The sequence below is a fragment of the Blastopirellula marina DSM 3645 genome (assembly GCF_000153105.1).
GTDB lineage: Bacteria > Planctomycetota > Planctomycetia > Pirellulales > Pirellulaceae > Blastopirellula > Blastopirellula marina.
Genome location: NZ_CH672376.1, coordinates 2,428,040 through 2,449,506, shown reverse-complemented (window position 1 = coordinate 2,449,506; position 21,467 = coordinate 2,428,040). Strand labels below are relative to the sequence as shown.

The following is a 21,467-nucleotide window of genomic DNA, read 5'->3' as shown; positions in this document are numbered from 1 at the left end:
AGTTTCCATCAACGCCGAAACGCGTCCGCTTTCACCGGTCCGTCAGGAGTCACCTCGATGCCCAACACGTTGGCCCGCCCCCCGAAAAAGCAACACAACTTCCGCCGCGTGGCGATCCTGTTCGCCGGTGGTCCGGCGCCGGCCGCGAATGCCGTGATTTCGACTGCGGCCGTTTCGTTTCTCCGAAACGACGTCGAAGTCCTCGGCATCAAGCATGGTTACTCGAACCTGATGCAGTTTGGTCCCGATCGCCCGATGGAACTGGGCCGCGACTACATCATGCTCGATCATCAAGCCCTCTCGCGCTCGCGTGCTCAGCAGGGCATCATGATCGGCACCGCACGGGCCAACCCCGGCAAGCAAGTCTCGCATCCCGATCACTTGAAAGATCCAGAGCGTTCGGCGCCGCTGCAGACCACGTACGACGCGCTCTGCTCGTTGGGGGTCGACGCATTAATCTCGATCGGCGGCGACGACACGCTAAAGACGGCTAACAAATTCAAGCTGTTTCAAGAGACCTTGCCGGAAGGCAGCCAGAAGATCCCGGTCGTGCATTTGCCCAAGACGATCGACAACGACTACATGGGGATCGACTTTACCTTCGGTTACTTCACCGCGGTCGATTTCCTGGCCGGCGAAGTCCGCAACTTGCTCTACGATGCGGAAGCGGGCCAAGCCTACTTCCTGGTCGAATGCATGGGCCGCAGCGCCGGTTGGTTGCCGTACGGCACGGCGATCGCGGGGGAAGCGAGTCTGGTGATTAGCGTCGAAGACATCATCGGCGACTATGTCGGCAAAGAGGAAGAAGTGGACGGCCGCACGAAAAAGGTGATGAACGTCGATAAAGTCGTCGACCGCATCGTCAAAACGATGCTCGCCCGCGAAGCGGAAGGGAAAAAATTCGGCGTCATCATCCTGGCCGAAGGCTTGGCCGAAATGTTGCCGCCAGAATACCTGGAAGGGATCAAACGGGACGATCACGGTCACATCTCGATCACCGAAGTGAGCTTGGGCCGCCAGTTCGCCAAATGGATCTCGAAACGCTACGAAGAACAGACCGGCCGCAGCCGCAAAGTGACCGGCCTGCAGTTGGGCTACGAAGCTCGCTGCTCGAAGCCGCACGCGTTTGACGTGATGCTCGGCAGCCAACTGGGCGTCGGCGCCTATCGCGCCCTCGTCGAAGAAGGGCTGAACGGCGTGATGGTCTCGGTCTCGGGTCAGTTAAACCTGCACTACGTCGCGTTCGAGAATCTGGTTGATCCAGAAACGTTGGTCACGGTCGTTCGCTACATCAACCCGATGAGCGATTTCCATCGCTTGGCTCGCTTCCTCGAGACTTACATCAACGACTAACAAGTTGTTAAGTTCGCCAATCCAAAAACGGCCGGTCGTTCAAAAGAACAGCCGGCCGTTTTTTTGTAGTTCGTCCAACAAAACACTAGCCCGCTGCGCGAGCGAGGGAATTTCCGCTTTTCTTCCTTACTCCGACAACGTCCCTTTGGTGCTTGGAACACCCGGCATTCGCGGATCCCGCTCCACCGCCATCCGCAGCGCTCTTGCGGCCGACTTGAAGATTGCTTCGGCGACGTGGTGGCTGTTGCGGCTGTAAAAGACGTTGACGTGCAGATTGCACAGCGCGTTGGCGGCGGTCGATTGCCAGAAATCTTCGACCAGTTCGCTATCGAACTCGCCGATCTTGGACGAATGAAACTGGGCGTTGAAGACCAGGAAGTAACGACCTGACAGATCGATCGCGGTGGTGCAGAGGGTCTCTTCCATCGGCAGCGTGAAGTGCCCGTAGCGACGGATTCCCTTCTTGTCGCCGATCGCCTGGCGGATCGCCTGGCCCAAGCAGATGCCGACATCTTCGACGGTGTGATGCTGATCGACGTGCAAGTCGCCGTTCGCTTTGACCTTCAGATCGAAGCAGCCATGTCGCGTGAACAACTCAAGCATGTGGTCGAAGAAACCGACGCCGGTGGCGATCTCGCTTTTTCCTTCGCCGTCAAGGTTCAGTTCTAATTCGATTTGCGTTTCGGCCGTTTGGCGGCTGATTTTCGCGGTGCGCGACATAGTTAGGCGATTCCTTGAGCCAAAGCGGTTTCGATCAACATCAGACAGGCGTCGATCTGATCTTCGCCGCCAACCGAGATTCGAATTCCCGGTTCATAGTTTGGATAGTGCATGTATCGGACGAGCACTCGATTCTGTTTGAGAAACTCGTACAGCGCCTTCAGATTCCGACCGGGGAAGGTTCCCCAGACGAAATTTGCTTGCGAGTCAGGTACGGTGAAGCCGATTTCTCGCATTTTATCGGTCATCCGCTTCCGCGTTTTGATCACCTTGGCCCGATTGTCGGCGAGCCACTGTTGATCATCAATCGCCGCCGTAGCGCCCGCGATCGACAGCGCGTCGCAGTTGTACGAGTCTTTGACCTTTAGCAGTTGCGCGATCACATGCGGCTGCGCGACGACATAACCAAACCGCAGTCCGGCCAGCGCGTACGATTTGCTCAGCGTGCGGGAGACGAGGATCTTGTCGTTTTGCTTGACCAGATCCACGCAATTCTCTTCGGCGAAATCAACATACGCCTCATCGACCAGAAAAGGGCAGGGGAGCGCGTCGGCCGCGGCGGCGATTTGCGCCTTCGGTACGATGGTGCCGGACGGGCTGTTCGGATTCGGCAAAAAGGCGAGACGCAATTGATTGCTGCCGGTCGAGAACTCGGTCGGTAACGACCAATCGTCGTTGAACGCGATCTCTTCGCTGTCGGATCCTTGAATCTCGGCCAGCGTTTTGTAGAGAACATAGCTGGGAGTCGGCAATCGTAACCATTGCCCCGTACCGACAAAGGCTCGCGTGACGATGGTTAGAATGTCATCGCTACCGTTGCCGCACATAATCCAATCAGGCTCGACGCCCAACACTTCGGCGGCCCGCATCCGGAATGATGTCGCCATCGGATCGGGATAGCGTTCGAGCCCCTGATCGAGCCGTTCTTTGATAGCGCGATTGACGGCCGGCGACGGCGGATACGGGTTCTCGTTGGTGTTCAGCTTGATGAACTTGCCGGCCTGCGGCTGTTCGCCGGGAACATAACCGGCCATCGCGTCGATCTCTGGTCGCACGAAAGACATAGCGAAAGCTCGAGGGTAGGGAACTAGGAAACGCGAATATCAACGCTGCGGCGATGGGCGGTCAGCCCTTCTTTGTCGGCCATGCGCTGCACGTGGGGCGCGATCGCGCGAATGCCGGCTTCGCTATAGTGAATCACGCTGCTGGAGCGGAGAAAGTCATTGGCCGACAGTCCGCTCGCCCATCGCGCCGTTCCGCCGGTCGGCAACACGTGCGAAGGTCCCGCGGCGTAATCGCCTAATGCGACTGGAGCATAATTGCCCAAGAAGGTTGCGCCCGCATTGGGGATCTGGTCCAACAGCGACTCGGCGTTGTCGGTCGCAATATGCAGATGTTCCGGCGCGATCTCGTTGGCCAATCGACAGGCCTGTTCGGCGTCTTCGGCCAAGATCAAACAGCCGAACGCTTCGAGACTTTGCACCGTCAGATCGCAGCGCTCAAGCTGGGCGACTTGCCGGTTCAGCTCGGCGTAAGTCGCTTCTAACGTTTCGGGGCTCCACGTGATCAAGATGCTGGCGCCGGGCGCGTGTTCGGCTTGGGCTAACAGGTCGGCGGCCGTGTAATCGGGACGCGTCGTCTCGTCGGCGATCACGACCACTTCGCTTGGTCCGGCGATCGAGTCGATGTCGACCTCGCCGTAGACATGCTTCTTGGCGAGCGCGACAAACAAGTTGCCGGGGCCAACGATCTTGTCGACCTGCGGAATCCCTTCGACTCCGTAAGCCATCGCGGCGACCGCTTGAGCGCCCCCCATGCGATAAACTTCGGTCACGCCCAACTCATGACAGGTCGCCAACAGATCGGCGTTGTACGAACCAAACGGAGTCGGCGGAGCGACCACGACCAGCTCTTTTACGCCGGCGGCCAAGGCCGGCACGGCGGTCATTAATACGGTCGACGGATAAGCGGCGGCGCCGCCGGGTACGCAGAGCCCGGCTCTTTGCAGCGGCAAATAGCGCTGTCGCAAATAGACGCCGTCGGCGCGATCAACTTGAACGTCTTGGTGCAGGATCGCGGTTTGAAATTGCCAGATGTTCTCGCGAATCTTGCGAATCGTTTCCAGGAACTCCGGCGCCGCGGCAGCATGCGCCGCTACGAGTTCGGCCTGCGGCACGCGAATCGTTTCGGCCGTTAGCTGTTTACCGTCGAGCTTTTCGCCGTAACGGAGCACGGCGGCCAAACCTTCGGTTTGAACCTCGTGACAGATTCGCTCAACCACTTGCTGCGGCGAGAGGGGCTCGCCAAACGTGTCGATCGTCCGGCGGCGGCCAGCTTCGCTCACCACATTGCCGCGGGGGCTCAGCTTTTCGCGGAGCGCGGCAAGTTCGGCGACAACGTCGTCGCGGCGAGCGTCGATGCGGGCAATATTCAAAGCGATTTCGGCCATCTTGCTTTCAGGCGGCGGCTAGGTGGGGCGGACGGTGGATTGGACAGGGGAGCGTCCTATTTTGTTCGCTCGGAAGCGATCACGAAAGACCCGTCCCCGCCTAAATTAGGGGCGTACAATCATCCGCCAGCAGCGATGGATTCGCTTGTTGCGGAAGTCTTCGGGGATTGTCTTCTTCGAGATTTCGCGAATCGAAACCCCCTCGAAGAGCGATTCGTCGAATTTAAAGCGGCGAAAATTGGTCGAAAAATAGATCACGCCTTCCGGCGACATTCGCGAAATCAACAACTCGAGCGCCTCGATATAGTCCAGTTGCACGTCCCAGACGGTTTCGGTGCGTTTGCTGTTCGAGAAGGTCGGCACGTCGATCACCGCCAAATCGTAGGTCTCATCAACTGGAGCGCGGAGCCACTCCATCACGTCCCCCTGCAGCAGGCGATGCTCGTTGCCCCGAAATCCATTGCGGCGCAAATTGCGATCGGCCCAAGCGACGTAAGTGGGAGAGAGATCGACCGACGTCGTACTGGCTGCTCCGCCGCCGGCGGCATAAACCGAGAATGCGCCGGTGTAGCAGAAGAGATTGAGAAAGTGCTTCCCTTTCGCTTCGTCGCGAACCATCCCGCGGGCAATACGATGATCGAGGAAGAGTCCGGTGTCGACATAGTCGGACATGTTGACCTCAAACTGGAAGCCCCCTTCCTCGGCGTTGATCGTCAATCGACGATCGTCTTGTCGCTGATGCTGCTGGTCGCCGCGCTGCACGACGCGGGTCTTGCCGTAAACGTTTTCACGCGGAAGCTCCAGCGAGTCGGCGGCGACATCGCACATGCGATCCAACCACTCGGCATGTTGAGCCGGCGTGCGATCGTGCGGACGTTCATACTCGCCGATGTGCAAATAGTCGTGATAGCGATCGACCACCAACGGGATCTCGGGGATATCACGCTCATACAAGCGATAACAATGGACTCCCCGTTTTGGCCAGCGGCGCAGATGACGCTGCAGTTTGACCAAGCGATTGCGGAAGAGTTCGGCCTGCTCTTCGCCTTTGGCCGAGATTCCACCAAAAGCCGGTTTGAAGGCCGGCTCGGGGGGAGACTTGCGCGGTGGAGCTTCGTTGGGCGGACCGTCGTCCGCCGCGACTTCAATTTGCGGAGTTTCGCCTGGTGCGATATCGTCTTCGGTAACTTCGCTAGGCGTGGATGTGTGAGACGCGGCCTCGCTTTCCGGCGATTTACGACGCGGCGACGGCTTCACCGCTATCTTAGGCGATTGAACCTGAGCGTCGTCATCCTCCTCCTCGTCCCACGCATCGGCGATGGTCGGGGGAGTCGAGGTCGGTTTCGCCGGCGACGCAATTGCGTCCTGCGTTTTTGGGGGTCGTGGTCCGTAGAACTGATAAAGTTGGCACTCGATCCGGCCGTTGTAGATCTTACGGCGACGGTCAGCGCGCTGGCCGATCAGGTTCTCGAACTGCGACTCGGCGGTCAGCACATAGTGCGACCAGGTCGGCAGACGTCGCAGCACATGCGGGAACGATTTGTACAACTCGATCAGTTCGCGGGGATCGCCGATTCGTTCGCCATACGGCGGATTGGTGATGACGCAGCCATATTCATCGTCGTTCTGCAAATCGCGAAAGTCACGTTGCTCAAAACGAACATCATGCGCCACGCCGGCCGCGTTGGCATGCTGTCTCGCGAGTCGCAAGACGTCGGCGTCAGCGTCAAAGCCCAGCAGCGGGCGCTCCAATTTTTTCAACTTCGCTTTTCGCGCGTCGGCGCGCAGGTCCGAGATTAACTCGGGCGGCGTGATCGGCCAGCTTTCAAAATCGAACTCGCGCGTCAGACCGGGGGCGATGTTCCGCGCGACCAGCGCCGCTTCGATCGGGATCGTGCCGCTGCCGCAGAAGGGATCAATCAGCGGCCGACCCGGCTTCCAATAGCTGAGATCGATCATCGCAGCGGCCAACGTTTCCTTCAGCGGCGCCGTGCCAACCAAGGTGCGATAGCCGCGCTTGTGCAAACTAGAGCCGGTCGTGTCGATCGTTAGGATCGCTTCGTCTTCTAGCATCGCCACTTCGACCGTGACGCGCGGGCCGGTTTCGGGCAGTTCGGTGACGTTGTGTTCGGCCAAGAGTCGTTCGACGATCGCCTTTTTGACGATTTTCTGGCAGGCCGGAACGCTGGAAAGTTGCGATTTCAGCGAACGTCCGTTGACCGGAAAGCAGCCGTCAGCCGGGATGAACTTTTCCCACGGCAACGCGCGAACGCCGTCAAACAGCAGACCAAAGTCGTCGGCATGAAACGTACCGAGCCGGATCAGCACGCGATCGGCGGTCCGGAGCCAAAGGTTGGTTTTCGCCACGTCGGCCATCGTGCCGCGGAACAGGATCTTGCCGGAACCGATGATTTTCGGCTCGTAGCCAAGTTGCTCGATCTGGCGCGCGGCGACCTTCTCGATGCCGAACGCGGCGGCGGCCAATAAGTCGTATGCGTCGTCCAACGAACTCTCTATGGTTAGCGAAAGGCTGCGGGGAAACCGTTCATCCTACCCGATTGGCCCCTATTGGCGAATGAGTTGGCCCCCGCGAACCCGCCGTCGGCTTGGCTCTCAGCGCAGAAAGCGGATAATTGAAGAACGGGACTTCCCATTTTCGATGATTCCCAGCTTAGAGGACCGCGATGATTGATCTCCGCAGCGATACCGTCACCCAACCGACCGCGGCGATGCGGCAAGCGATGGCCAACGCCGAAGTGGGGGATGCCGTGATCGATGTCGATCCAACAGTCGATCGGCTCGAGCGGCTCACCGCCGAATTGCTGGGGAAAGAAGCGGCGGTCTACATGCCTTCGGGCAGCATGACCAACCAGATCGCGCTTCGGATTCACTGTAAACCGGGGGATGAATTCCTCTGTGAGGTCGGCTGTCATGTTTACAACTATGAGCAAGCCGCCTTCGCCCAACTGAGCGGAATTGCGACGCACACGCTGGAAGGGGAATATGGCGTTTTGACGCCGGAACAGTTCCATGACGGACTCATTCGGCCCGAAAACGACCACATGGTTCGCACGCGACTGGTCTGTCTCGAGAACACCCACAATCGCGGCGCCGGCAAGGTTCAGCCTTACGAATATGTCGAAAAGATCTGCCGTTGGGCCCACGCCGCCGGACTACAGACCCATCTGGATGGGGCGCGGCTCTTTAACGCGGTCGCGGCGACCGGCGTTTCGTTGGCCGATTGGGGAAAGCATTTTGACACGGTTAGCGTCTGCTTCAGCAAAGGGCTCGGCGCGCCGGTCGGTTCGTGTCTGGCCGGCCCGGCCGACATGATGCGCGAGGCTCGACGCCATCGGAAGCTGTTTGGCGGCGGGATGCGTCAGGCCGGCATCATCGCGGCCGGAGCGCTCTACGGACTTCAGCACAACCGTGAGCGGCTGACCGAAGATCATGAGCACGCCCAGATGTTGGCCAACGCCGTCCAAAACACGGCAGGGCTCTCGCTGACGCCGGAGACAGTGGATACCAACATCATCATTTTCCGTGTCGATCCGCGAATCGGAACGGCTGCCCAGTTCGTCTCTCATCTGAAAGAAGCTGGCGTCGCAATGATGGCGATCAGCGCCCAAGCGGTGCGAGCCGTCACCCATTTGGACGTAAATCGCCCACAAATCGAAGCAGCGGCGGCCACCTTGAAGAAACTGGGAAGTTAGCGATCGCATGCCCCCCGGAAATAGCGGGAGGGGTGAATAATTGCTATAACCAGGGAAGATTTTCCCCGTGAGGGGCGAAAACCGCAGTTGGATCCGATTTTTGCATTCTCTTTGCCGAGAACCCCCAAAAGAATGTAAGCTAAACAGTCCTAGAGACTTAACTGCTGCTGACGCTCTGTTTCCGTCCCACGATTTCCTCCCCGCAAGACTTCCCAGCGCATGGCCGTCGCCAACACTCATGAATTCTGGAAACTGTTGCTGAAAAGCAACTTGCTGCCCAAGGAGCGCTGCCAGCAGCTTCACGAAAGCTACAAGCAACTTGCCGAAGGGGAGAGCGATCCTCGAAAGCTCGCCAAATGGCTCATCGGCGAGTCGGCGATCACTCCCTATCAAGCGCGGATTATCCTGGCCGGCAAGTCAGGCCCTTTTCAATTAGGCGCCTACAAGCTGCTTGATCGGATCGACTCCGGCATGCTCTCCGGCGCCTATCGGTCCGAGCATATCGCATCGGGACAGCCGGTTCTGCTGCACAAGATTCCGAAGTCGACGATCGAAGACGCGCAGAAATGGGCCGTCGTACAGCAACAGATTCGCAGTCGCTGCGCCGCGTCACACGCGCATCTATGGCGCTGCTACGAACTAGTGGAAGTGAGCGGCAATTACTTTTTGGCGACCGAAGAGCCAACCGGGAATCCGTTGCAAGAAAGTCGTCCAGGTCCGGGACAACCGGTCCCGCCGGCTGACTGCACGCGGCTGGTCCGCCAAGCGACGCAGGCCGTGGATCGCCTGCATAGTGCGGGGATGATTCAGGGCGATCTAACTACCGACGCGTTGTGGTTAGAAGCCAACGGCAACTTGAAGTTGATGCACAACCCGCTGGCGCTGCCGACGCCTGCCGACTGGAGCAAGAGTGACGAAGCGACGCTCCGCCGCGCCGATTTCACGGCGCCAGAGCTGTCGACTCCCGGGACGGCGCCAACGCGGCTCAGCGATATTTATGCGCTCGGTTGCATCCTGTTCGATCTGTTGACCGGAAATCCGCCGTTCGCCGGCGGCGATCTCGCCCAAAAATTCAGTCGACATGCGGCCGAGCCGATCGCCCAGGCGCCGTCAATTCCGCCGCAACTGTTTCAATCGATCGCCTACATGATGGCGAAGAACCCGACGGTGCGTTATCAGTCGGCGAGCGATGTGGTCAACGCACTGACGCCGCTGGTCGATCCGACCCAACTCAATCCTCCGGTGGTGACAGCGCCGCCGACCCTGGGCAGTTATTTACAAACGCTGCCGCAGATGTCGCCTCCCCCTAGCGCGACTCCGCCACAGGGAATGCCGCAACATTTTTCACCGCCGACGGCCGCTCCCTTTCCGGGCGCGCCAGGGATGCCATTTCCCGGCGCACCGGGAATGCCGACGCCGGGGGCGCCTCCAACGATGCCCGGCTATGGTGCTCCGCCGATGGCCGTACCGGTGGCGACTCCAGTCGCGGCGCCGGTCGCGATGCCTGTTGGCGGCGCTGCTTTAGGCGGCGTGCAAGGAGAAAGTCGCGCGACCGGCTTGGCCGAACGCGTCCGCAAACGGAAAAAAGCGAAGCGGATCACCCAACTGGTCGTCCTGGGCTTGCTGGCCATCGGCATGCTGGGCGCCGGCGTATGGGTGCTGCAGAACATGCCGGATGAGAACGAGCAGATCGCCGATAACGATCCGCCGCCGGTTGCCGTCGATCCGACCGATCCGCCTGCCAATCCAGATGGCGGCGGCCCCACCAATCCCATGCCGCAGCCGCCGACCGGCGACAATCCGGTGCAACTGATCGCCGACGATCAAAGAACGCTGTGGGCGTCGCCGACCCAGGGAGAACCGATCACGCTCGCTGGATTGCCGGCCGGATTGAAAAGCGTTCTGACCCTCCGCGTCCCCGAATTGACCGGCAGCGAAGCAGGCCGCCAAGCGTTGGAGTCGCTAGGTCCGCAGTTTAACGCGGTCTGGAAAGGGTGGGAAACGACGAGCGGATTTGGCTGGAACGAAGTCGAAACGGCGACCGTCGCTTATGGGCCGACAACGCCGCCTGCCCAACCGACGATGGTCGTTCGCCTAAAAGGAGCGACCAACTTAATGTCGAAGTGGGGCGGAGCACAGACCGTCGGTCAAGCTCCGGCGCAATACTTCAAGCTGGGCGCCTGGTCGTTTTATCCGCTGCCGTCCGAGAGTGGACGCAGCTTTGTGATGGGCGCCGAAAGCGACATCTCGGCAATCGCGGCCACCGGCGGAGCCGCACCCCTATTGCCGCTTGAGCTGGAACAACTGCGACGCAGTTCGGATGATCAGCGGACGCTTAATTTGCTGTTTGACGCCCGCTATTTGCAGTCGGCGCAGTCGCCGCTTAGCTCTGGTGCGCTCGCCGGTTTGAAAGAACCGGTCGGCTGGTTTCTGGGCGATATGATTCAGGCCGGGCTCGTCAGTTGCCAGCTGGACGACACCTATTGCTATACCGAAGGACGTTTTATCGGCTCCCTCGCGGCCGAGCCGTTCTCGTTGGCCGAATCGTTGAGAGCTCGAATTTTGGGCGGGTCGAAGTTGATCTCGAATGCGATCACGCTGCTGGGGCCCACCCCCCCTATTGGCAATCGCTGGGAAGTAAATTTCCGACGATGTTGGAGTTCGCTCACAAATTTGCCCGGACCGGCGAGGATGGAAAACAGGCGATCATCAACATCGCGCTTCCTTCGTACGCCGCGCCCAACTTGCTGGCGGCTACCGAGTTAACCATCTCGGCCTCTTCCGGCGGAAGCGCCGCAGCGCCCCCTACGACCGTTGCCGGCGGCGGGAGCGGGGGACCGCAAACGATCGAAGACAAGCTGAAAAAGAAGATCAGCTTGGCCTTTCCGCAAAATTCGCTCGATTTTGCAATGCGTGATTTCGGCGATGAAGTCGGTGTGCCGGTCAAACTGGTCGGCGGCGACTTGCAGTTGGACGGCATCACCCAAAACCAGCAGATCCGCCAGTTCAACATGATGGACAAGCCGGCCGAAGAGGTGCTGATTGCGCTGCTAATGAAGGCGAATCCGATCACGACTGTCAAGTCGCCGGACGAAGCTGACCAAAAACTTGTTTATGTAATTGGTCCCGATCCGGAGAAACCGGACGGGGACAAGGTTATATTGATAACTACGCGAGCCGTGTCGACCAAAAAGGGAATTCCCTTGCCGACGCCCTTTCAGCTGAAAAAATAACATTGCCGGACGTTGACCCAAAGCCGTAACGACGTGGAACCTTTCTCGATCCGATGCACGACCTGCCAAGCGCCTCTCCGCGTGAAACATGCGGAGTTGATCGGACAGATTTTACCTTGTCCGAAATGCGGCAGCATGGTGCAGATCATCGCGCCCGGCGCGGCTTCCGATCTATCGGCGGCGGACGCAGCCAACGCAAAGACGGTTCATCTACCGCCTACCGAAGCGCCGCCAAAGAGCAGCGCCAAGTCAAACGCCGCTAAAAAAACGCCGTCGAGTAAAACCGCCGCTACGTCCCGGCCAGCAGTAGCGCCGTGCCCGGCCGCCGCCGCAGCGTCGCCCGCCGAGAGCTCTGAAGAGCTGTTCGCCAACGCCGCCCAGATGCTCTCGGACGACGTGCCGCCAGAAAATCCGTCGCCTGCCGAAGCGACGCCGCAGTCTTCATCGACGGCAGCCAAGCCTTCGCCAAGCGAGACTCCCGCCGCGATCCCCGTGGCGCCAAAATTTGCGACGTATCGTCTGATCGCGATGATCGGCGGCGGCGTGGTCGTGGGTGGTCTGCTGATGGCGCTGGTCGTGAGAGCGATCTTGCTTGACGATACTCCAGTCGCTCAGAGTGATGCGCCGATCGCGACGTCGCCGGTCGACTCGGCTCCCCAGTCGCCTGCCGAAAAACCAGCGCCCGCAGCGGAGACGCCTGACGAGAAAATCGCCGTGGAGACGCCGGTCGAGAATCAAGCGACGGATGAAGCAGCGCCAGTCGAAGCGGCCATGCCGGCAGACGCCGATCCTATGCCGATGAAGGCGGCGGTCGCCAAGGCCGATCCGGTGGAGATGCCGCTCGACGAGACCCAACCCCAAGAGAATCCGTTCCTGTTTGATGATCCGGTTCGAGCCAAACCTTCGATCGAAGACGCCGCGGTTGAAGCGCCCGAGACGACCGACGAACAGCGGATGAAGTTCGCGAACGATCCGCTCACCGGCGTGTTGGGCGAAGCGTTCCCGTTGTTTGACGAATCGATGTTCGACGCTCCCACGTCGGATTCGATCGTCGATACGGATGAGCCTGTCCCTGCAGTCCCCGAATCGGATGAGCCGCTGCCGCCGGGGCCGATCGTCGAAAAGCCGGCGCCGCGAACGGTCAACATCTCCGCCCGGTTGAATGACCCGTATCTCAGCGCCAAGTTTCGGAAGATCCCGCTCATGGATCATTTACGCAACTTAATCCGCTGGAGTACGATTCCGATCTCGGTCGATCCGCTGGCGCTGCAATCGGCTGACGTCGCAGGGGACAAGAAGATTGACATCAACCTCAGCGGGACCAATACCGGAAATCTCCTCCGCGCGGCGGTCGAACCGTTGCGGATGTCGGTCGATGTAACGGCCGATCACATTCGGATCGTGCCGTTGAAACAGTCCGGCGACAAACCTCCCACGATTCGCTTTCCGGCCGACGACCTGGCGACGGACGAAAAAGCGATGGCCGAACTCGCCTATACGCTGACGCATCTGGTCGAACCGACCTCGTGGCAAGGCGCAGGCGGAACCTACACTTGCCGCACCGGCAAAAAGGAATTGCTGTTGTCGGCCGACTCGAAAACAATCTTTCAGGCGATGGTGACGGTTGAAAAGCTGCGTGTCGCTCGCGGCAAATCGCCGCTGAGTCGCTACGACGCCAAGCTATTCAAGCTGCAGCCGCGCAGCGAACAAGCGGCGGCGATGCTCGACAAAAAAGTGCAGCTCAGTTTCGCCGAACCGGCCGAACTGCTCGAGATTGTCGAACAACTGGAAGATGCGACCGGAACAGTCATCTTGATCGACTGGGAGTCGCTACTGCGAGAAGGCTGGAATCCCGATACCAAGGGAACGATGTTTGCGATCGACGTCACATTGCGTGAAGCGCTGGAGTCGCTGCTGAAACCGCTGGAAATGGACTTCCGCATGATCGACGAGCGCACGCTGCAGATCGCGATGAAGTCCGACATCGCGCAGAACGGTTTTGTCGAACTCTATCCCATCAACGAACTCGCCGACGGCCCTACGCAAGCCGCCGCTTTGATCCATCGCTTGAAGACCGAACTTGCGATCGCCGACGATCCAGAATTCGCACTGCTCTACGACGAACCGAGCAAACATCTGCTCGTTCGCTTGCCGCAGCCGCAACAACAGGAACTGGCCGAGGCGCTCGCCAAAATGCGAGCGCCGTAAAGCCGGACCCTACCGGCCTACATCTGGATATCCAGCGCATCGGCCACTTTGCGGCACTTGGCCATCGTTTGGGCGAACTGCGGCAGCGTCAGTGATTGATAGCCGTCGCTCATCGCTTCTTCCGGCTTCGGATGAACTTCGATGATCAAGCCATCTGCGCCCACTGCGACGCTCGCGGCGCACATATCTTCGACCAGGTAAGCGTGCCCGGTGCCGTGGCTCGGATCGATCACGACCGGCAAGTGAGTCTTCTGGTGCAAGTAAGGAACGGTCGCCAGCGGCAACGTGAAGCGCGTATGCGCCTCGAAGGTGCGGATCCCTCGTTCGCACAGCATGACGTTCTGGTTTCCTTCGTTCAGGATGTACTCAGCCGCCAACAGCAGTTCATCAATCGTCGCGGCCGGTCCGCGCTTCAACAGCACCGCTCGGTCGACGCGGCCGCATGCTTCCAACAAGCGATAGTTCTGCATATTGCGAGCGCCGATCTGCAACACATCGGCGTACTTGGCGACCAGTTCGACATCTTCGGGAGACATCACTTCGGTCACGATCGCCAGACCGGTTTCTTCCCGAGCGTTGGCCAGCAGCTTCAGTCCTTCTTCCTTCATCCCTTGGAACGCGTAAGGACTGGTGCGCGGCTTGAACGCTCCCCCGCGCAGCGCCGTCGCGCCAGCCGCTTTGACCGCACGGGCAGTCGTGATCAGTTGCTCTTCACTTTCGACCGAACAAGGTCCGGCGATCACGCCCAACGAACCGGCGCCAACTTTTAAATCGCGGACGACCACCTGCGTTGACTCTGGTTTCACCTCGCGACTCGCAACTTTGTAAGGCGCAAGGATCGGCATCACCGCGGCGACGCCGGGCCCGCTTTCCAGCGATTCTTTCATCTCTTCACGTTTGTCGCCGATCGCCGCGATCACGGTCCGTTCCTCGCCGACAATCACGTGCGCTTTCAGTCCTAAATTCTCGACTCGCTTTACCATGTGTTCGATCTCCGCCTGTCCGGCTCCACGCTGCATTACCACGATCATTGCCTGGGTGCTCCGATTGAAAAACGCTGTAGTTAAACGAAAAAGGCCCTGAACTTCTAAGGAAGTTCAGGGCCTGAAAGTGACTCGTATTAGCGATTGTGCGTCTACGCAGCTCCTCCAGGCCCACCGGTAAAGTAGGTAAAGGACTGCCAAAAGTAGCTGTTTCGCACGATCATGTTGGTCATTATGACTGTCCGAGCGGCGAACGCAAGTCGTTCTGCTCGGCGCTATCGCATTCTTCGCTAATCATAAGGAAAACGTCCAAACGGGGACGCAGCTTCAGGTCTTTACTATCGCGTTGCAGCCGACGAAGTCACACTGGCTGCAGGCTTGATGACCGCCTGCGGCACGATTGGGTTCACAGCGGGAAGCCGTATCGTAAACGCCGTGCCGACGCCGACGGTGCTTTGCACGCGGATCTTCCCCTCGTGCGCCTCGATGATATCGCGGCAAGTCGCAAGTCCCAGCCCGGTGCCTCCTTTGCCGCTTTCGTCTGGTCCACTTTTCGTCGAGAAGAAAGGATCGAAAATTTTTGGCAATTGATCAGCCGGGATGCCGGTGCCGCTATCACGCACCATCAAGCTGACAACGCCTTCGGCGGCGTCATGCGATAAGCGAACGACCAAACGGCCTCCCTTGGGCATCGCTTGGCGAGCATTGATCAACAGGTTGAGCAACACCTGTTGAATCTGATTGCCGATCGCCAGGGCAGGGGGGACGTCGTCCAGCTGAACGTCCAATTCGACGCGATACTTTTGCATCTCCCGTTCCAGCAGCATGATCGCGTCTTTGACCAGCGGCGTCAGATCGGTCGGTTCGCGACGATCACTGCGGTTTTTGGCCAGGCCCAACACGCCGGTGGTGATCTTTGCGGCCCGCTGGCCGGCGGCCAGAATTTTGTCAAAGCAGCGATTGCGGGTCGCTTCGTCCTGATGGCGCAGCCCCATCTGGGCGTAGTTGATGACCGATGTCAGGACATTGTTGAATTCGTGTGTAGTGGAGCTCATCAGTTCACCAAGTGCGGTGAACTTTTGGGCTTCAGCCAGACGCCGTTTGAGCGTTTCGACTTGCTCTTCGAGCGATGGCTGGTTGGGGGAATCTGTGTCCGCCGACGTCTTCCTTGACACGCGCGTCCTGCCTTTCCTTCTAGAAACTTCCCACCCTGCTGGACTTCACAAAGCTGCCGAATCTTCCCTGTCGGCGTCTCTTAAAGTCATGGGAAATGGAGTTTTACCGCATATGAACGTATCGTCGTTTTCCTCTTCGCGACTCAAACCGAACCCGCTACAATCGGCGCCCCCGATACAGATCCCCCAATGTCGCAAAGGATTCTGCGCATGCATACGCTCGATTTGCTGGAACAAGCTGTTACCGCCGCCGAGCAACTGGGGTATCAAGTCCGCCGCGAATGGCTCGACGGCAGCGGCGGCGGAAGCTGCGAAGTCGCCGGCAAAAAATGGATCTTCCTGGATCTCTCGCTCGATTCGCACGAACAACTGATGCAAGTCTTGGATGCGATCGCCCAAGATGAAGCGCTCGCGACAATCCCGCTGCCGGCGTCGCTGCAATCGCTCACGAGCCGCACGAGACGAGCCGCTTAGACGACATTTTTTCGCGCACAATCCTTACCACGCAACGCCGTGGCAATGGCGCCCGAATTTTTCTACGGCAGTCCCGCAAAACCGAACAGCCGCTTGGTCTGAATGTACATTTCGACCGAGCGGGGAAGCTGATAGCGGATCGTCTCGCCGGCGGCGCAGCGGCGGCGGATTTCGGTGCTGCTGAGTCCAATTCCCGGCACATCAACCAGATTGCCGGCAAAAACAGCCAGGCGCTCGGCCGAGCAATAGGGCGCCAAGACGCTCCAATCGGGTTCCGGCGAACCAGGACGTCGCATCACTGCTGGCGCCGCCAGCTGACAAACTTTCTCTGGACTGCGCCAGGTCGAGAATTCGGCCAGCGTGTCGCCGCCGATCAACAGAAACAGCTCTGCCTGCGGCCACCGCTTGCGGATCTCGGCCAGCGTGTCGACGGTGAAGCTAACCCCACCGCGTTCCAGTTCCAGCGGACAGACGCTAAACGCTTCGTTTCCGGCGATCGCGAGTTGCAACATTGCAACTCGATCGGCGTCGGCGGCCAATTGCTGGTCGAGCTTGTGCGGAGGAATCGCGGCCGGCGTGAACCAAACTTCGTCTAGCGAAAGCTGCTCTCGTGCATATTCGGCCAACAGCAAATGGCCAAAATGAACCGGCGAAAACGAGCCTCCAAAGATTCCCAGACGCATTGAACTCTTTCGCTTTTTCTAGATCGCCGCCGGACGCAGTGCAGAAGTCGTTACAATTCAATGTAACTCCCCACTTCCGCGTCGACCATCCAAGCGCTGATCTGCACCCACCATCGCTCGTGAAGCAACAAGACCTATTCAACACCGCGCCGGCGCCCTGGGAAGTCGACGACCTTGTTTCGCACGTCGTCGCCAAGATCGTCTTCTCGACCGGGCCGCAGCAACCGTTCGACTATCTGGTGCCAGAAAATCTGGCGCCCGTCGCCGTCGCCGGTCGTCGCATGCGCGTCCCTTTTGGTCGCGGCGATCGCTTGGTGCAAGGATACTGCGTTGAAGTTGGCGCCAAACAGGTCCTGCCCAACAAATTGAAGTCGATCCATGAAGTGGTCGACGACGTCACGCTCCTCAGTCGCACCATGCTGGGGCTGACGCGTTGGATGGCCGAATATTATCTTTGCCCATGGGGTCAGGTATTAGAAGCGGTCGTCCCCGCAGCGGTCCGCGGAAACGCCGGTACGCGCGAAGTAACGCTGCTGACGGTGCCGCGGGAAACGGCGATGCAACTAGCGACGCTCAAATTGCCCCCCAAGCAACATGCCGCGCTGACCATCTTGGCCGCCGCGGGCAAAGCGTTCACTCCTCCAGAACTAGCGCAAGCCGCCGGCTGCACGCTAGCGCCGATCATGGCGCTGCGAAAGAAAAAACTGGTCCACGTCGAAGTCCGCCGCGTCAGCTTCGCCCACTTTGATGACACGCCGGCCGAAGCCGAGCCCTCGAAACAGTTGAACGAAGATCAAGCCGCGGCCCTGAAAACTATCTTGCACGCCGTCGACGAAGAGCGACATCAAACGGTGCTGCTACACGGCGTGACCGGCAGCGGCAAGACCGAGGTCTATTTGCAAGCGATTGATCGTGTCGTCGCCGCCGGCAAACAGGCGATCGTGCTGGTGCCGGAGATCAGTTTGACGCCGCAAACCAAGCAGCGATTTCGGGCCCGCTTTAGCCAAATTGCGCTGCTGCACAGCCACATGAACGACGTCGAGCGGCATTGGCAGTGGAAACGGATCGCCAGCGGTCATATTCCGGTGGTGGTCGGCGCTCGCAGCGCGATCTTCGCCCCCACGCCGCGTCTGGGAATGATCATCTTGGACGAAGAGCACGACTCATCGTTCAAGCAAGACTCGTCCCCCCGCTATCATGCACGGGATGTCGCCGCCTGGCGGGCGGAAAGTGAAAACGCGCCGCTCATCCTCGGGTCAGCGACTCCTTCGCTCGAAAGTTGGCGGCAAACGCAAACCGGCGCGATCACGCTGGTTTCGATGCCGCGCCGAGTGAATAACTATCCGCTGCCCGACGTGAAGACGGTCGATCTGCGGGTCGATCGAAAAAGCATCGGCCGTGGCGCAATCAGTCGCCCCCTGTATCAAGCGATGCGGCGGACGATTGAAGAAGACGGTCAGATGATTTTGCTCCTCAATCGTCGCGGCTATGCGACCCACATTCAATGTCCTGCGTGCGGCGAAAAAGTAGTTTGCCCTGAGTGCGAAATCGCGCTGACGCACCACTTGGCCGACAACATGGCGATTTGTCATTACTGCGACTATCGCCAAGCGGCGCCCAAGAGCTGTCCGTCATGCGGTTTTACCGGAATTCACTTTTTCGGCTATGGAACGCAAAAGCTGGAAGCGGAAGTCAAAGCCCGTTTTCCAGGTGTCGAGTGTCTGCGGATGGATAGCGACACGATGAAAAAGCCAGGTTCGCACGAAGCGGCGCTTGAGCGTTTCCGCTGCGGCGACGCGAAGATCTTGGTCGGCACGCAGATGATCGCCAAAGGACTCGATTTTCCCAATGTCACCTTGGTCGGAGTGATCAACGCCGATACGGCTTTGCACTTTCCCGACGTGCGGGCCGGCGAACGAACGTTCCAGCTGATCACCCAGGTCGCCGGGCGAACCGGTCGTGGGCACAAGGGTGGCCAAGTCTTGGTGCAAACGCTCAGCCCTGATCACCCGGCGATTGAAGCGGCGGCGCGGCACGATTACACCCTCTTCGCGGGCCGCGAGCTTCCTTTTCGCGAGAAATTCCTGTTCAGCCCGTTCGCCAAGATGGTTCGCCTGGTCGCTCGGGGCGAGACCGCGGCGGCCCCTGAAGCGTTTCTGGATGAGTTCGCCAAACAGCTGCAAAAGGTCGCGATTCAACTAGAACTGGAGCTGCATTTGCAAGGTCCCGCGGCCGCGCCGATTGAAAAACTGCGGGGCCAATATCGCTTTCATCTGCTGCTGAAATCACTCGACGGCGAGAAGCTGCGCAAGGCGGTGCAGATGGTCGCCGTGAAGACGAAATCGCCGGACGAGGTGATCTGGACCATCGATGTCGACCCGGTCGATATGATGTAAATCGCGCCAGACCAGTACTTCCGGGGGTGCGAATCTGTCTGGCTCCGAGCGGTCCAAACCTCTAGAATGCTTACGAGTACCCTAAATTTCCGTATCTTTTTCGGCAGAGCATGTCTTACCGCTCGCTAAAACGCGTTCTCGGCGAAACCAATCTCGAGCGAAAGTGCCGCTTTCTGTTCGGGACTTGCTTGCTGTTGCTCATCATGGGCAGCTTCACCTGGTACGGCCAATCGACCGAACAATTGGTGCACGAAAAGAACGAAGCGACCGGCCGTTTGCTGGTCGATGCGGTCCTGCTGAAGATTCACTGGCAAAGCAACGAGAAGACGTCGCAGCCCGGCTACGACGCCTATGTCGCCGAGACCGGTTTGGAGCTGGAGTACATTGACTACGACTGGGAAATCCTCGTTCGTGATCCTGAGGCCCGGGCTTTGGCGCGGACGCTGAACAAAGAGGAAAAAATCTCGCTGCCTGCCAACGAGGAAGAATATCAAACGCTGGCCGAACTGCAGTACGAGCAAGAGACTCGCGACAAAGAAATCTTGCAACGCTTTTTAGCGACTCCCGAGCTGGAAACGAAGGTCGTCGACGAAGAGTGGGTGAAGTTCAAACCGCAGACCGATGACAAAAACTTGATCGAATATTCGCCGGTCTCGCGTTCTTCGTACAACGACAGCAGCAAAACCTACGTTTACTACCAGCCGATCTATTGGAAGTATTCGTGCACGCTCTGTCATAACAACGATGTTGCGGCTGCGTTTCCGGCGGGGCAACCGGCGACCGAAGATCGCCTGCCGTTCACCGTCGTCAAAATCACCAAACCAGATGACGTAACGCAACTGGCGCTGAATAAGAACTTTGCGTTCCTTGTGGCGACCGGCATTATCACGGTAGCCCTGTCGATGGCGGCGCTCTACCTGATTGTCAAATATGTGATCGTCAAGCCGCTTAATCACTTGCGTGAGGTGAGCGAACAAGTGACCAGCGGCAATACGTCGGTCCGTGCAGACATCCGCACCAACGACGAGTTTGAAGATCTCGCCGCGTCGTTCAACAAAATGCTGCGCCACTTGATTGATGCGCAAAATCAATTGCACCTGGCCAACGACGATCTCGATAACAAGGTTGACGAGCTGGCCCGCGTCAACGTGCAGTTGTACGAAATGAACCGCGTCAAAAGCGACTTTTTGGCGAACATGAGTCATGAGCTGCGCACGCCGCTCAACAGTATCCTCGGCTTTTCTGACGTGCTTAGCGACATCGACAGTCTGAACGACAAACAAAAACGCTACGTGCAAAACATTCAAAAGTCAGGACGCCTGCTGCTGGACATGATCAACGATATTCTTGATCTGGCGAAGATTGAAAGCGGACGCATGGAGGTTCGCCCCAGCGAGTTTTCAGTCGCGGCGGTCGTGCGCGCCAACTGCGACATGGTTCGTTCATTGATCGAAGAAAAGAATCTCGACCTCGAGTGCGACGTGCATGACGGAGGCGAGCCGATGTTCCAGGATCAAACGAAGCTGCAGCAGATATTGACCAATCTGCTCTCCAACGCGATCAAGTTTACTCCAGAAGGGGGCCGCATCACTTGTCGCGTCTCGCGTGAAGCGGACATGATGAAGCTGGCGGTGGAAGACACCGGCGTCGGCATCGCCGAAGAAGATCGCGAGATCATTTTCGAGAAATTCCGCCAAGGCGCCGTTTCGCCCCGCAACGACTCGCTGACGCGAGAGTTCTCCGGCACCGGACTCGGACTTTCGATCGTCATGGAAATCTGTAAGCTGCTCGACGGATCGATCGAGATGGAAAGCCAACTCGGCTCTGGCAGCACCTTCACGATTCGCATTCCTTGGATCGCGGACGAAGGACCCGACCTTTCGCAATCGACATTTCGCAGTAAGCTTAACGATCTGAGTAAATCGAGCGGCGAGTTTCCCCGCATCAACGGACCAACTTCGCCTAACGGCAATTCGACCACAGACGCCGCCGCCGCTCCTTCTCAGCGAAGCTTGTCGTAGCCGATCGCACATGCCTGCGATTGCACGTCGTTAGTTCGTTCACCCTCTGCTTAGCGACT

General features: G+C 58.9%; 15 protein-coding genes. 8 read left to right on the top strand and 7 right to left on the bottom strand.

Annotation, left to right across the window (positions count from 1 at the left end; genetic code table 11):
- Positions 1–57 precede the first annotated feature (57 nt).
- On the top strand, positions 58–1,353 hold the full coding sequence (locus DSM3645_RS11900) for a 6-phosphofructokinase (RefSeq protein ID WP_002652425.1): 1,296 nt from the start codon (positions 58–60) through the stop codon (positions 1,351–1,353).
- 126 nt (positions 1,354–1,479) lie between these two features.
- On the opposite strand, the gene hisB is transcribed toward DSM3645_RS11900, so the two are convergent.
- The 4 genes from hisB to rlmKL all read right to left on the bottom strand — a co-directional run bounded on the left by hisB (position 1,480) and on the right by rlmKL (position 7,027).
- Positions 1,480–2,073, bottom strand: coding sequence for an imidazoleglycerol-phosphate dehydratase HisB (gene hisB / locus DSM3645_RS11895; RefSeq protein WP_002652424.1), 594 nt, complete (start codon positions 2,071–2,073; stop codon positions 1,480–1,482).
- 2 nt (positions 2,074–2,075) lie between these two features.
- Entirely contained in the window at positions 2,076–3,137 is a 1,062-nt protein-coding gene (gene hisC, locus DSM3645_RS11890; protein WP_002652423.1) for a histidinol-phosphate transaminase, read from the bottom strand.
- A gap of 23 nt (positions 3,138–3,160) precedes the next feature.
- On the bottom strand, positions 3,161–4,522 hold the full coding sequence (gene hisD / locus DSM3645_RS11885) for a histidinol dehydrogenase (protein WP_002652422.1): 1,362 nt from the start codon (positions 4,520–4,522) through the stop codon (positions 3,161–3,163).
- A gap of 105 nt (positions 4,523–4,627) precedes the next feature.
- The gene (rlmKL, locus tag DSM3645_RS11880; protein WP_002652421.1) at positions 4,628–7,027 is read right to left on the bottom strand and encodes a bifunctional 23S rRNA (guanine(2069)-N(7))-methyltransferase RlmK/23S rRNA (guanine(2445)-N(2))-methyltransferase RlmL; all 2,400 of its coding nucleotides are present in this window, start codon (positions 7,025–7,027) and stop codon (positions 4,628–4,630) included.
- A gap of 179 nt (positions 7,028–7,206) precedes the next feature.
- Here rlmKL and DSM3645_RS11875 point away from each other — a divergent pair, with 179 nt between their 5' ends.
- The 4 genes from DSM3645_RS11875 to DSM3645_RS11860 all read left to right on the top strand — a co-directional run bounded on the left by DSM3645_RS11875 (position 7,207) and on the right by DSM3645_RS11860 (position 13,676).
- Positions 7,207–8,235 carry a threonine aldolase family protein gene (locus tag DSM3645_RS11875; RefSeq protein ID WP_002652420.1) on the top strand — a complete coding sequence of 343 codons (1,029 nt, stop codon included), beginning with the start codon at positions 7,207–7,209 and terminating at the stop codon, positions 8,233–8,235.
- 219 nt (positions 8,236–8,454) lie between these two features.
- Positions 8,455–11,001, top strand: coding sequence for a serine/threonine protein kinase (locus DSM3645_RS11870; RefSeq protein ID WP_002652419.1), 2,547 nt, complete (start codon positions 8,455–8,457; stop codon positions 10,999–11,001).
- Complete coding sequence (locus DSM3645_RS11865) at positions 10,887–11,468, top strand: hypothetical protein (protein ID WP_131282478.1); 582 nt, start codon at positions 10,887–10,889, stop codon at positions 11,466–11,468. The genes DSM3645_RS11870 and DSM3645_RS11865 overlap by 115 nt, the downstream gene beginning before the upstream one ends.
- An 81-nt stretch (positions 11,469–11,549) precedes the next feature.
- The gene (locus tag DSM3645_RS11860; RefSeq protein WP_002652417.1) at positions 11,550–13,676 is read left to right on the top strand and encodes a hypothetical protein; all 2,127 of its coding nucleotides are present in this window, start codon (positions 11,550–11,552) and stop codon (positions 13,674–13,676) included.
- Between the two features lie 17 nt (positions 13,677–13,693).
- Here the strand turns inward: DSM3645_RS11860 and aroF are convergent, their stop codons facing one another.
- Both aroF and DSM3645_RS11850 read right to left on the bottom strand, forming a co-directional pair.
- Positions 13,694–14,695, bottom strand: coding sequence for a 3-deoxy-7-phosphoheptulonate synthase (gene aroF / locus DSM3645_RS11855; protein WP_261339715.1), 1,002 nt, complete (start codon positions 14,693–14,695; stop codon positions 13,694–13,696).
- Positions 14,696–14,997: 302 nt separating this feature from the next.
- The gene (locus DSM3645_RS11850) at positions 14,998–15,714 is read right to left on the bottom strand and encodes a sensor histidine kinase (RefSeq protein ID WP_116344484.1); all 717 of its coding nucleotides are present in this window, start codon (positions 15,712–15,714) and stop codon (positions 14,998–15,000) included.
- Between the two features lie 330 nt (positions 15,715–16,044).
- Between DSM3645_RS11850 and DSM3645_RS11845 the strand changes: the two genes are divergently transcribed.
- Entirely contained in the window at positions 16,045–16,308 is a 264-nt protein-coding gene (locus DSM3645_RS11845; RefSeq protein ID WP_002652413.1) for a hypothetical protein, read from the top strand.
- Positions 16,309–16,370: 62 nt separating this feature from the next.
- Here the strand turns inward: DSM3645_RS11845 and nadD are convergent, their stop codons facing one another.
- The gene (gene nadD, locus DSM3645_RS11840) at positions 16,371–16,991 is read right to left on the bottom strand and encodes a nicotinate-nucleotide adenylyltransferase (protein ID WP_002652412.1); all 621 of its coding nucleotides are present in this window, start codon (positions 16,989–16,991) and stop codon (positions 16,371–16,373) included.
- Between the two features lie 38 nt (positions 16,992–17,029).
- Here nadD and priA point away from each other — a divergent pair, with 38 nt between their 5' ends.
- Positions 17,030–19,387: a replication restart helicase PriA gene (gene priA / locus DSM3645_RS11835; protein ID WP_131282475.1), complete on the top strand. Its 2,358-nt coding sequence runs from the start codon at positions 17,030–17,032 to the stop codon at positions 19,385–19,387.
- Positions 19,388–19,497: 110 nt separating this feature from the next.
- Positions 19,498–21,408, top strand: a complete 1,911-nt coding sequence (locus tag DSM3645_RS11830; RefSeq protein WP_002652410.1) for a sensor histidine kinase — start codon at positions 19,498–19,500, stop codon at positions 21,406–21,408.
- Positions 21,409–21,467 lie beyond the last annotated feature (59 nt).